Origin of the sequence: Pseudoalteromonas sp. L21 (assembly GCF_021728035.1) — a bacterium.
In the GTDB taxonomy this organism is placed as follows: Bacteria; Pseudomonadota; Gammaproteobacteria; order Enterobacterales; family Alteromonadaceae; genus Pseudoalteromonas; species Pseudoalteromonas arabiensis.
Genome location: NZ_JAKKCV010000001.1, coordinates 111,130 through 124,755, shown reverse-complemented (window position 1 = coordinate 124,755; position 13,626 = coordinate 111,130). Strand labels below are relative to the sequence as shown.

The 13,626-nt window shown below is 41.2% G+C and carries 8 protein-coding genes; 7 read left to right on the top strand and 1 reads right to left on the bottom strand.

Going from position 1 to position 13,626, the window contains the following annotated elements; genetic code table 11:
- Positions 1-72: 72 nt before the first annotated feature.
- On the top strand, positions 73-378 hold the full coding sequence (locus tag L3V41_RS00560; RefSeq protein ID WP_062570000.1) for an H-NS histone family protein: 306 nt from the start codon (positions 73-75) through the stop codon (positions 376-378).
- A gap of 63 nt (positions 379-441) precedes the next feature.
- Positions 442-2,187 carry a DEAD/DEAH box helicase gene (locus L3V41_RS00555; RefSeq protein ID WP_237127264.1) on the top strand — a complete coding sequence of 582 codons (1,746 nt, stop codon included), beginning with the start codon at positions 442-444 and terminating at the stop codon, positions 2,185-2,187.
- A 40-nt stretch (positions 2,188-2,227) separates the two neighbouring features.
- Here the strand turns inward: L3V41_RS00555 and L3V41_RS00550 are convergent, their stop codons facing one another.
- Positions 2,228-2,557, bottom strand: a complete 330-nt coding sequence (locus L3V41_RS00550; RefSeq protein ID WP_062570001.1) for a ribonuclease E inhibitor RraB — start codon at positions 2,555-2,557, stop codon at positions 2,228-2,230.
- A gap of 206 nt (positions 2,558-2,763) precedes the next feature.
- On the opposite strand from L3V41_RS00550, the gene L3V41_RS00545 reads away from it, so the two are divergent.
- The 5 genes from L3V41_RS00545 to L3V41_RS00525 all read left to right on the top strand — a co-directional run bounded on the left by L3V41_RS00545 (position 2,764) and on the right by L3V41_RS00525 (position 13,614).
- Positions 2,764-4,455: an autotransporter assembly complex family protein gene (locus L3V41_RS00545; RefSeq protein WP_193988969.1), complete on the top strand. Its 1,692-nt coding sequence runs from the start codon at positions 2,764-2,766 to the stop codon at positions 4,453-4,455.
- Between the two features lies 1 nt (position 4,456).
- Positions 4,457-8,158, top strand: a complete 3,702-nt coding sequence (locus L3V41_RS00540) for a translocation/assembly module TamB domain-containing protein (protein ID WP_237127005.1) — start codon at positions 4,457-4,459, stop codon at positions 8,156-8,158.
- 88 nt (positions 8,159-8,246) lie between these two features.
- Positions 8,247-9,119, top strand: a complete 873-nt coding sequence (locus L3V41_RS00535; protein WP_062570004.1) for a peptidylprolyl isomerase — start codon at positions 8,247-8,249, stop codon at positions 9,117-9,119.
- Positions 9,120-9,232: 113 nt separating this feature from the next.
- The gene (gene hrpA / locus L3V41_RS00530; RefSeq protein ID WP_237127004.1) at positions 9,233-13,123 is read left to right on the top strand and encodes an ATP-dependent RNA helicase HrpA; all 3,891 of its coding nucleotides are present in this window, start codon (positions 9,233-9,235) and stop codon (positions 13,121-13,123) included.
- An 83-nt stretch (positions 13,124-13,206) separates the two neighbouring features.
- Positions 13,207-13,614: a response regulator gene (locus tag L3V41_RS00525; RefSeq protein WP_267145289.1), complete on the top strand. Its 408-nt coding sequence runs from the start codon at positions 13,207-13,209 to the stop codon at positions 13,612-13,614.
- Positions 13,615-13,626 lie beyond the last annotated feature (12 nt).

The following is a 13,626-nucleotide window of genomic DNA, read 5'->3' as shown; positions in this document are numbered from 1 at the left end:
ATTTTATATTTTCCTCATATACTGGTTGAGGTTCTATATGTAACTTAACTTTTATAATAAAGAGAGCTTTCAATGAAAGAAATTCGATCTTTTGTAAAAACTGCATCTTTAAGTGAGCTAGAAAAAGCAAAGCAACTTATTGATACAGCTATCGAGAAAAATACTCAACAGCAAGAAGCTAAAAAAGAAGTACTCGATCTTTTAAAAGAAAAAGGACTTACATTAGAAGATCTACAAGATGTGGTAGGCACTGATAAGCGCACAAAAGTAAAACCTAAATACCGCATTGAGTATAATGGTGAAATCGTTGAGTGGACTGGCCGTGGTAAACGACCTAAAGCATTCCAAGGCGTTGATTTAACTAAACACCTAGCATAATTTCACTTTAAAGATTGAAAAGGGAAGCGTATGCTTCCCTTTTTTGTCGCCCATCATACTAGTATGAAATACACATTAAGACCTTATCAGCAAGAAGCCGTAGATAGAACCGTTGCGCACTTTCGGAAGACAAATGATGCCGCGTTGATTGTGTTGCCCACAGGAGCGGGTAAAAACTTAGTCATTGCGGAACTTGCAAGAATAGCTAGGCAAAAAATTTTAGTGCTCGCCCATGTTAAAGAGCTGGTGGAGCAAAATGCACAAAAATATGCCAGCTTTGGTTTTAAGGCGAGTATCTTCTCGGCAGGTTTAAAGCAAAAATCACTGAGTGAACAAGTGACCTTTGCCAGCGTCCAGTCACTTGCTAGAAATACCGCACAGCTTGACGAAGCCTACTCATTGTTAATTATTGATGAGTGCCACCGTGTAAGTGGCGATGATAAAAGCCAATATGGACAGGTGATCAGTGCCCTGAAAAAGCAAAACTCACAACTCAAAGTGTTAGGGTTGACTGCGACACCATTTAGAATGGGTATGGGCTGGGTTTATCATCATCATTACCATGGATTTGTTCGAGGGGAGCAATCAGCACCATTCAAAAAGTGTATTTTTGAATTACCACTACGCTACATGATTAAACATGGCTATTTAACACCTCCTCATGAAATTGATGCTGCAATTAGTCATTATGACTTTGCTTCATTACCCAGTGACTCTTTTGGTCGCTACAGTGTTGAAAACATGAATGCACTGCTTAAGGACAGTACCCGGGCAACCAAAGCCATTATTAAACAAGTGATTGATTACAGCGAAAATCGCCATGGAGTGATGATTTTTGCAGCCACGGTTATGCATGCAAAAGAAATTGTTGGCTATTTACCTGCTGAGCAAACTGCGTTGATTACAGGGGAGACCGATAACAACGAACGCGACCAAATTATTACTCTATTTAAACAAAAACAGTTAAAGTTTTTGGTCAATGTTTCGGTGTTAACAACAGGGTTTGATGCTCCTCATGTCGACTATATTGCTATTTTACGTCCTACAGAATCAGTGAGTCTATACCAGCAAATAGTGGGTCGTGGACTGCGTTTAAGTGAAGGGAAAAAAGATTGCTTAGTCATTGACTATGCAGGGAATGGTTTTGATCTCTTTTACCCAGAAGTAGGCAGTAAAAAGGGGCAAAGTGATAATGAACCAGTACAGGTACTGTGTCCTGGTTGCGGTTTTGCTAATATTTTTTGGGGCAAAACAGACGATAGCGGTAAAGTGATTGAACATTTTGGGCGACGCTGCCAAGGATTACTTGACGATGGAGACACACAAGAACAATGTGATTATCGCTTTCGCTTCAAAGAGTGTGAGCAATGTGGTGAGCAAAATGATATTGCTGCTAGACAATGTCAGTCATGTGGCGCAATGATGGCTGACCCTGATGATAAACTACGAGAAGCCCTTAATTTAAAAGATGCCTTAGTGCTTCGTTGTAGCGGGTTGTCAGCGAAGGCATTACCTAATGGACTTTTAAAAATAAGTTACTTTGATGAAGATGGCGCCAGTTGCGATGAGATTTTTAATCTAGCGAATGATACGGGGCGATTTATTTTTAATAAACAGTTTCAGCGACATAAAGAGGGAGCAGCTAGCAAAAAGTGGCAAACTGCTGAACAAGTTGAATCAGCACAGCATTTATTAGTTGCCCCCGATTTTGTTATAGCGCGTAAAAATAAGAAGTATGGTTGGAAGGTAGCTGAGAAATTGTTTGATTATGAAGGCAGCTTCAGAAAAGCAAATCAATTGCCACATTAGGGCTTTGCGCGATATTGCATCGCGCAACAAACTATATTAATTAATCTTCAGCCATCAAGCCCCAACCATCACCATAGCCATTATGACCGTTGGCAATACTTTCAAGGTATTGTTCTGTTTGAGAAAGTAAGGTGTGATCTGGCACCATTTTAACGCGTGTAATCACTTCCCATACGCCAGTATCAGGGCATTTATTGAGTTCTGTACTCGGCGCTAACTCGTCACTTTCAATGGCTGTTGCAAACTTTTCTGCATCTGGCTTTTGCTCAAACAAAATATAAAAGTCGACTTCTTGTAAACAGTTTAAATCGACACCGGCAGCCGCAATTTCAGCTAATAATTGACCATTTTCATCGTCTGGGAAATGCATTTAATCGCTCATTCATTTTAAATCTAGTTATTGTCCGCTATTGTAGCGAAAATAATAGCGTTACGTGTACTAATTTTACTATTTCCATTATGTCAGTCATTATCTCACTGTGTTAAAATTAGTTTGTACTCATTTTCGCTTCAGGCATTTCAAAAAGGTAAGGATATTTTTTGTTCTCTCGGCATTTCTTTTTTGTCTTTTTACTTTTGTGCACCTCTTTTAGCCATCCAGCTTTTAGTGCAGCAACAATCATAAAAGAATATAAAATTCAGGGACTCAGTGGTGAACTTGAAAAAAACGTTGAACTTTACGTTAACCAGTTAATCGATGAAAAAGCGTCAAAAGCACTTAAACGCCATGCAAAAAGTCAAGTTGAAACAAGCCTAAAAGCACTCGGCTACTATAAACCCGTTATTAAAATTAATTTCGACCAAGAAAAGCAGCTTATTGTTGTTAATGTGGAGCGAGGACCTGTCACTCGTATTGCGAACATAAATATAACCATTACCGGTGCGGGAAAAAGCGACCCCGAATTTATGGCGGCAGTTAACGGCATTAAACTAAAACAAGGTGATTTTCTAAATCATGCTAACTACGAAGCGGCTAGAAAGCGAATTGAAGGCCAGCTTCTTGAACTTGGTTACTTTGATACTAAGTGGCACCAACGCACATTAGCTGTGTCTTTGAAAAAAAACAGTGCCGATATCACGTTTAACATAGACACCGGTCCTCGTTATCAGTTTGGAGAAATTATTATTGGCAATGAAACACCCGCTGAAAAATATATTCGCTCACTTGCGAGCTTTAACAGTGGCCAGCCTTATAAAGCAACGGAGGTTTCTGATTATAACCTAGCGTTGTCAAGCACGCCTTATTTTTCCAGTGTGAGGGTTTATGCCGATATTGCAAACCGTAAAGAACAACGTGTTCCCGTAAAAGTAGATGTCCTTCATAAACCAGCAAATAGTTATGAAGTTGGTGGTGGCTATAGCACTGACCTTGGCCCAAAAGTGCGCTTTAAATGGACAAAGCCTTGGATCACAAGTGATGGTCACTATTTAGAAAGTAATCTGAATGTGTCACAAAGACAACAAGATATATCGCTCGGTTACACCGTGCCAGTTGATGATCCCAATGATGACTTATGGCGCTTTTCTGTGGGTTATAAGTTAGAAGATGAGCTGACAAACGATGTTTATAGTAAAATTTTAACAGGCCAAATACAACGGCAATGGTTAACCGACGATGATTGGGTACGCACCGCCTTTATTCGACGTGATCGTGAAACTTATCGTATCGGTGATGAAGAGCAAAGCTCAAAAATGTTGATGCCTGGCATAAGTTACGCAAAAAAAGAGACTGAAGGTGGCACAACTCCTTACGAAGGCTACCAATGGTTGATCTCTGCCGAGTTTGGCTTAAAGGATATGTTCTCGACCACCAATATTATACGTTTACAATTGCAAAATGCATGGTTAACGACAGTGGCTGATCGCCATTTATTTTTCTTGCGTGCTAATTTAGGGGCCATGTTAGTGGATGATATAGACAATGTGCCTTTTTCACTTCGGTTTTATGCTGGTGGTGATCAAAGTGTGCGTGGCTTTGCGTATCAGTCGATTTCACCTGAGGATGAAAATGGGCGCTTGATTGGTGGTAAATATTTAATGTCAGGGACCATGGAGTATAACTATCAGTTTGCTAAAAACTGGCGCGCAGCTTTGTTTGTTGACAGCGGTACAGCAACCAATGATTTTAGTGATCGAGTCGAGGTCGGTGCTGGTTTTGGTTTGCGTTATTTAACGCCTGTTGGACCAATTCGTATAGACCATGCTTGGGGAGTAACAAAAGAGAGTAAAAGTACGCGTTTAAGTATTACCATAGGGCCTGAAATTTAATATGAAGTTTAAAAAAATAATCTCAGTACTCACGGTAACACTTTTAAGCATTGGCGTTTTACTTTTTTGTTTGTTATTCACCGCACCTGGTAATCACTTTATTGCATACTCAGCTAATAAGTTGGTGGATGGCTTAGAGATTAAGTTACCTTCAGGCCGTTTTTTATATAATGATCCGTTTGATGTGCGTTATGAAAACCAAGCTATCAAGCTCCATGCTAAACAGCTCAAAGTTGATCTTTTTTGGTGGGGGTGCGATGGCATCTGCCTTGATAATATTAGTGCACTGAACATTGATGTAAATGTTAAAAGCAAACAAGCAGTAGCGGGGCAACAACCACAATCTGCTCAAGAGCAATTACAAGAAGATGCTTCACTCGTCGCAGAGCAAATCACATTACCGCTGAAAGTAACCGTTAAGCGTATTGCAATTAACCAATTAACTTTAGCGCACCCAAGTGCTGATGTGACTATTGAAAAGCTAAACCTTTCTGCTGTTGCCGAGCTATCTGATATTCTCGTTGATGCGCTGAAAATTAATACTGTTACAGTGCAACTTCATGAAGTCAAAGAGCAGCCCAAAAGCCAACCATTAACGGTACTGCCTGCATTACCCACTCTGGACTTAACTTTACCCCTTGATATACAACTTAATACTTTAAATATCAGTAAAGTAGCGGTGACACCGGTCGCATCCGAAAGTGCTGAAGTCATTAACAATATCGCCCTCTCAGCGACTGCGAAAGGTCATGAAGTGAGAGTTGAAAAGCTTGAGGCACAATACAATGATTGGCAGTTAAATACTGATTTATTTGCTGAACTCAATGCGGATAACTCAGTGCAAGGCCATGTTGCTCTCACTCACCCTAGTCATCAGTTAACGCTTGAGCTAACAGGGTCGTTAGCTGATTTAAAAATGACGTTGTTAACACAAGGACAGTACCCTTTAAAAGTGGATGCGCAAGTCAATCTACAAAAAGATAACTTTCCATTTAGTTTAACCGGCCGTGTTGATACGTGGTCGCTTGATGCAGGCGCTGAACAACTCAATATTTCAAAGCTAGATTTACATGGGCAAGGGCATGCAAACGACTATAAAGTTAAAGTTGATTTAATTAGCCAACTTGGCGCATATCCTCAGGTGTCAGTTAGTAGCCAATTGCAAGGAAGTTTAACAAAGGCAAACCTCGATCAGCTAAAGTTAAATGCTAATGAAAGCCAAGCAATTATTCACGCATCGGTTGATTGGTCAAAAGGTGTAAATACTGAATTTAACGGCAAACTTGAACACTTAAAAGCACAGTATTTAACTGATGCTATGAGTAGTGATTTATCAGGTGGTTTCAAAGGATCATTTGGTTTAACTGGTACTGACTGGCAGTTGGCAGTCGAGAATACCACAATTAATGGTACCGTAAACGATGTACCTGTAAGTCTAGAATCAGACTTTAAACTTGATAGCAGCCTGCATGCAAGTTTTGAAAAACTGCAATTAAAAAGTGGCCGTAATGAGCTTGCTCTATCAGGCCAAGTTGATGACAGCTGGCGTGTTGATGGCAAGCTACGCTTAGATGCCGCCGACCAAGAAATTTTACCTATGCAGGGCAAAGGGAATGCAGACTTAGTTATTCGTGGCGAGCGTTTAGCTCCTGTGGTTGATTTAAATTTAGCTCTTAATACCTTGAGCTATCAAGATCTTCAAATTGATGGATTAACACTTAAAGGTCAGTTCGACTATGCTGCCGACTGGCAAACAGATATATCGCTTGTTCTGGATTCTGCAACCATGGCAGAGCATAAGATTAATCAGGCTGAGTTAAATATAGCAGGTGACAAGGTTGATCATCACCTGCGGCTGCTTTTAGATGCGGACCAAGGAAAAGCATCTCTGGATATTAATGGGCAACTTAAAAAAGACAAATGGCAAGGTAGTTTAAGTAATATTTTAATTACCGATAATCATATACGTTTAACCACAGATAAAGCGATTAAAGCACATGTTGATATAAATACGCTCGACTTTAATATTGCTGATCATTGTTGGCAAAGTGCAAGCTCAAAGCTTTGTGTGAATACACTTCAGCAGACTAAGCAGTTTGGTCAGCTAAATGCGCAGTTAGCAGCGTTATCACTCCCAGAGTTTAACCGATTTATACCTGAAAATATTAAGGTCAACGGTTCAGCAAACGGCGAATTTGTGGCTAATTGGGCTGATGGTGCGCTTAAAACAATGCGTGCCAATATTAGCACCAGCGAACTTGTAGCTACACTGATAGATGATGCAAATGTGTATAAACTGCCTATTGAAGAGCTTAACTTGTCGGCGATGAGTGATGCCAGTATTGGCAAATTAGAGGCAACACTTGATTCTTCTGTACTTGGTAAAGTGACGTCACACATTAATATCGACGATATACAAGCTAATCAAAATTTATCCGGCGAGCTAGAAATTGACAAGATCTTGCTGACAAATATTCAGCCATTTATTGGTTCGCTTGAGCAACTAACCGGAGAAATTAGAGGCAAGCTGAACGTTGCAGGCACATTGAAAGAACCCTTGCTAAATGGTGAGTTAAATGTCGAGCGAGTGAACTTAGATGGTGCGACTTTACCTGTTTCACTGCAAGATTCGCACGTTAACATTGCATTTAATAATCAAAGCGCAGAGATCACAGGCAAGCTGAAAGATGCAGAGGGTGGTTCACTTAATTTGTCGGGTGATATTGATTGGCAAGCTGAGTTGCCGGATGTGAATGTGAAACTAGAGGGGAGTGAGTTTTTCGTTCGTGCGCAGCAAGATGTCACATTTAAGGTCTCGCCAGACATTACGATGTCATTAAAAAATCGTGCATTTAATTTAGAGGGGCAGGTTGTCGTGCCATGGGGCAGAATTGAAATAGAAGAGCTTCCCGAAGGTGCTGTGCAAGTGAGTGATGATGAAGTCATTGTAGATATAGAGCAGCAACAAAAGGAAAAAGCCCCGTTTGATTACGCTATTAATTTGAAGCTTTTAGTGGAGAATGATGTACGTATCGATTCATTTGGCCTCAAATCAAAAGTAGCAGGCGATATAAATATTAGTATGGATCAAACCACTCCTATGATTGCAACGGGTGAGTTAAATCTAATCGAAGGTACTTATCGTGCATTTGGTCAAGATTTACAAATTCGTACAGGGCAGGTTGGCTTCAGTGGTTCGATTGATAAACCTTATCTCAATATTAAAGCAATTAGAAATCCAGAAAACACCTCAAATGGGGTTATTGCGGGGATCACTTTAACGGGGAATGTTGAGCAGCCCTCTTTGAAAGTTTATTCAGAACCTGCCATGGACCAAGCACAAGCACTGGCGTACCTATTGAATGGTCAACCGTTAGATGAAGGCGACAGCTCAACGGATGCAATGCTTACGCAACTTTTACTAGCCCAAGGGGTTAACCGTAGTGAAGGGGTCGTCTCAAAAATAGGTGAAAGCTTTGGTTTATCTGACGTCAGCTTGAGTTCAAAGGGGAGTGGCGATGATACGAAAGTAGAAATTTCAGGTTACCTGACCCCAGGTATACAAGTTAAATACAGTGTGGGAATTTTTGATTCGTTAAGTGAAGTGGCTGTGCGTTACCAACTGTTGTCACAACTGTACATTGAAGTAACCAGTGGGCTCTATCAAAATGTTGATATTCTCTATAAGTTTGATTGGGACTAATACCAGTTAGAATTTCCGTACACTTTTACTTGCGTAATAAAGCAGAAGTTAATAGGCTGAGTTGTCAACAACTTAAAAGATAATAACAATGAAACTAACTCTATTAACGGTGTGTTTTAGCACACTTTTACCTGTCTCTTTACACGCTGCTGAGCAAGTTCAAAAGCGCTCGGCAGCGGATATTATTAAAACGGCTGATAAGTCACAGTGGCGAACAGTATCAGCAAACAACATTCTTAAACTCACCTTACCAACTGGGGCGGCGTATATAGAGTTAAACGAAATGCTCGCCCCAAAGCACGCAGAAAATATGAAACTGCTCGCCAGAGAAGGTTTTTATAAAGGCTTGAATGTCTACCGCTTTGTTGAAGGTTTTGTCGCGCAAGGGGGAGATTCAAGCGAAACAAAAACACCCAAAACAGCAAAAACAGCTCTTCCCGCCGAATTTTATTACCAAACAAAAAAACCGTTATCCATTACTCAGCTTCAAGACCCTGACGGCTATGCCACAAAAACAGGCTTTTTAAATGGTTTTGCCGTTGCTCAGAATGAAGCGCAAACACAAACTTGGCAGGCTCATTGTCCTGGTATTTTTGCGATGGCACGCGATAATGATATCAATAGCGGCGGAACCGAATTTTATGTAACGATAGGTAACGCGCAGCGTTATTTAGACCGAAACACAACGGTGTTTGGTCGTGTTCTGGAAGGGATGGAGCATTTTAACTTGTTGAGTAGAACGCCCACAAAAGGTGAAGTATTTAATCCGATCACTGACATGCAAGTGTTAGCTGATATTAGTGAGGAAGATACAAGCCAGTTTAGAGTAATGAGAACTGACTCATCGTCATTTGTGGAATTGATTGAAGCGCGTAAAAACCGGATGGGCGAATGGTTTGTGCAAAGTGCAAATTATATTGATGTATGTGCCATGCCTATTCCTACAGAGCGAGTTAAATAACCCGCTATGCAAATTCTTTTGAGTGCGTTTAATTCTCGCGCACTCAAGTAGTTTGGCTATAAATTGTTTGTTACAATACGCAGTCTACAAGTAGATAAATATAAGGGTATCGGGTGGTTAACCTAGGTCCGCTGTTCGGCGAATTAAAAACATGCTTACGCAAAGATCAATTCATCCTCAAAAAACGCCTGCATGGCATCAAAAAAATCAACGATGAAACAAAGCAAGCGAACATAGCGCAAAAAATCGCAGAAGATATTGCCCGTTCGCAACAATTGCGTGTTCAGCGGTTAGCAGCCATACCAACAGTAACTTACCCTGAACAGCTGCCTGTTAGCCAAAAGAAAGAGGATATTAAACAGGCGATTGCCAATAACCAAGTGGTGATCATTGCAGGTGAAACCGGCTCAGGTAAAACGACACAAATACCGAAAATGTGCTTAGAGCTAGGCCGTGGGGTTGAGGGTTATATTGGCCATACACAGCCGCGGCGTTTGGCAGCTCGTAGCGTTGCTAACCGTATCGCAGAAGAGATGCAATGCGAGCTTGGTCAGCAAGTCGGTTTTAAAATTCGTTTTAGTGATCAGGTTTCGGACAACAGTTATATCAAGTTGATGACCGATGGTATTTTATTGGCTGAAATCCAACAAGATCGTTATTTAAACCAATATGACACGATTATTATTGATGAGGCGCACGAGCGTAGCCTTAATATTGATTTTATTTTGGGTTATTTAAAGAACTTATTACCAAAACGCCCCGACCTCAAAGTCATTATTACCTCTGCCACTATCGATCCGGAACGATTCTCGAAACATTTTGATGACGCGCCGATAATTGAAGTATCGGGACGTACTTTCCCTGTGGAAGTGCGTTATCGCCCAACCACAGATATTAATAAAGATGAGATGGAAGCCGATGGCGACCAGTTGCAAGGTATTTTTGATGCCGTTGATGAGCTGTGTGAAGAAGGCCCCGGTGATATCCTAATTTTTATGAATGGTGAGCGTGAAATTCGCGATACAGCTGATGCGTTATCAAAGCGTAACTTAAAGGGCACCGACGTATTACCTTTATATTCGCGGCTCTCGAACGCCGAGCAAAACCGTATATTTGCTCCTCACTCTCGCCGCCACATTATTTTAGCGACAAATGTGGCCGAAACATCACTGACTGTACCTGGTATTCGTTATGTTATTGACCCAGGTACTGCACGAATTAGCCGTTACAGCTACCGTACTAAAGTACAACGCTTACCAATAGAGGCAATCTCACAAGCCAGTGCCAACCAGCGTAAGGGCCGTTGTGGTCGTATTGAAGCGGGCATTTGTATTCGCTTATACAGCGAAGATGATTTTAATTCACGACCAGAATTCACTGACCCAGAAATTTTACGTACTAATCTAGCCTCGGTTATTTTGCAAATGCTTGGTCTTGGCCTCGGGGACATGCAGCAGTTTCCGTTTGTACAAGCGCCAGACAGTCGTAACATCAATGATGGTTTAACCTTACTCGAAGAACTTGAAGCAGTTAAACCCGCTAAGCGCCATAAACAAACAGAATTAACTAAATCAGGACGTAGTTTAACTCGGTTACCTGTTGACCCCCGTTTAGCAAAAATGGTGCTTACAGCGGATGGGCTTGGCGCTCTTCGCGAAGTAATTATTATTGTTGCGGCACTGTCAATCCAAGACCCACGTGAGCGACCGCAAGAAAAGCGTGGCGCAGCCGATGAAAAACATGGCCGTTTTGATGATCCTGACTCAGACTTTATTGCATTTTTAAATCTGTGGAATTACCTTGAAGAGCAGCAAAGTGAGTTAAGCAATAGTCAATTCAGAAAGCTGTGCCAAAAAGACTTTTTAGCTTATATGCGTATTCGTGAGTGGCAAGATATTGTTTATCAGCTTTCTACTGTGTGTAATGAAATGGGCATGAAAGCCACGACGAACGTAGCTGACAGCGATCGTATTCATCAGTCGCTATTAAGCGGTATGCTAAGTCATATTGGCTTTAAAGACGAAAAACAAGTGTACAAAGGTGCACGTAATAGTCAGTTCCATATTTTTCCAGGTTCAGCGTTATTTAAAAAGAGTCCTAAGTGGATTATGGCTGCAGAGCTGGTGGAAACAAGTAAGCTCTACGCCCGTATCAATGCCCGTATCGACCTGAAATGGGTTGAGGGCTTTGCGCAGCATTTAGTCAAGCGCAGCTACAGTGAGCCACATTGGGAGAAAAAACCAGGGGCTGTTATCGCCTTTGAGCAGCAAACATTATATGGTCTGCTCATTGTTAATAAACGCCGCTGCGTATACAGCAACATTGATCCTAAAGTCAGCAGAGAGCTGTTTATTCGCAGCGCTTTAGTTGAACAAGAACTCGGTCAAAATGAAGGCTTTTTACAGTACAACCAAGAGCTTATTGACGATATTCAGGTACTAGAGAATAAGTCTCGCCGTCGCGATATTCTCGTTGATGAGCAAACCCTGTATGAGTTTTACGACAAAAAGATTCCTGCGGATGTAAATAATCGTGCAGCGTTTAATAAATGGTGGAAGGGACAAAAGCAAAAAGATAAGCGCTTTTTGCATATGTCACGTGATGAGCTAATGCAGCATGGCGCTGATCATGTCACCGAGTTTGATTACCCTGATACATGGCAACAAGATAATTTATTATTGCCGCTGACTTATCATTTTGATCCAGGGCAAGCGGTTGATGGTGTAGCGGTTCAAATTCCTGTTGCGTTACTTAATCAAGTTCAAGAAATCGGCTTTGATTGGCATATCCCTGCGTTTAGACATGAACTTATTTGCGCATTAATTAAGTCATTGCCAAAAACACTACGCCGTAATTTTGTACCAGCCCCAAACTACGCCGATGCTGTACTTGCGGCAATTGAGCCAATGCAGGGCAATTTACTGGATGCCATAAGTACGCGTTTATTGCGTATGACAGGGGTGCGCGTTGACCCTGATGCTTGGGACTTAACAACGCTCGCGCCACATTTACGTTTACAGTTTGAAGTACGTGATGAACACGATAAGTTACTTGCTCGTGGGCTAAATTTAGAAAAGCTGAAAGCGCAGCTTCAAGGTAAAGTAACCGATACCTTATCGAAAGTAGCTGATAAAGACATAGAGAAGACGGACTTAACACAGTGGAGCTTTGGTGAATTACCTTCTTCCTATGTTAAAAAGCAAGGTCAATATGAAATCAAGGCGTTTCCTGCTTTGGTTGATAAAAAAGACTCCGCAGCCGTTGAGTTGTTCGATAACGAACAAAAAGCACAACAAGCCCATCAACAAGGCTTGCGTCGTTTAGTGCTTTTAAATGTGCCATCTCCGATTAAATACTTACAACAAAACCTACCAAATAAGTCGAAACTTGGTTTGTACTTTAATCCGTTTGGTAAGGTCAATGATTTAATTGATGACTGTATTGCGGCCGCTGTTGATAGCTTACTAATTAAGTACGGCAATATTCGTACTGAGCAGGCGTTTGAACAAGCCAAGGAGAAAATTCGTGGTGAGCTTGGCGACACGGTTGTAGAAATTGCCACGCAGGTTGAACAAGTGTTAAGTATTGCTCATGGACTTAATAAGCGCATGAAAGGGCGTGTTGATTTAACCATGATCACAGCGCATGGTGATATTAAAGCACAGCTACAAAGCCTCGTTTTCAAGGGATTCGTTAGTCAACATGGCGCAGCTAAAATGGCGGACTTAATTCGATATTTGAAAGCAATAGAGCGACGTTTAGAGAAATTGCCCGTTGATCCTAATCGTGATCGTTTGTGTGTTCTTGAGCTTGAAAAAGTGGCTGAGCAATATCAAAAACTCGCTAATAAAATTCCAAAGGGGATGCCAATACCACAAGAGATTGTAACGCTTTTTTGGATGCAACAAGAATTACGCGTTTCTTTATTTGCACAAACATTAGGGACGCCTTATCCTGTATCTGCAAAGCGAGTTTTAAACGCAATTAAAGAATCTGAGTTATAATTCATTATAGGCGTGTATGTGCAATAAAGTTTGCTTTATTGCACGTATAAACCACAGACATTAACTAAGGAGGTCATGTGGGCATTGAAAAGGAAAAACCGATTGCTGTTCCCGAGCGCTCACAAAGAAAGCAACAGCTTGAAATTTTAGTTGTGGATGATGAGTATTTTAATTTCGAAATGCTCAAAGCATCACTAGGCCTCGAGTTTTCTTTAAGCTATGCAAACTCAGGCACGACCTGTTTATCATCTGCTATTGCTGATCCGCCCGATGCAATTCTATTAGATGTCTGTATGCCAGGGTTGGATGGCTATGATACATGTCGGCTATTAAAAAACACACCAGAAACGGAGCAAATTCCAGTGGTTATGGTGTCAGGTTTAGAGTCAGAGCTTGAGCAAAAAGCAGGCTTTGAGGCTGGTTGCGACGCTTATGTGGTAAAACCTTTCTCTGTGAAAACACTCATTGAGAAAATAAAAACAGTGGTTTAGGAAGGATTATTT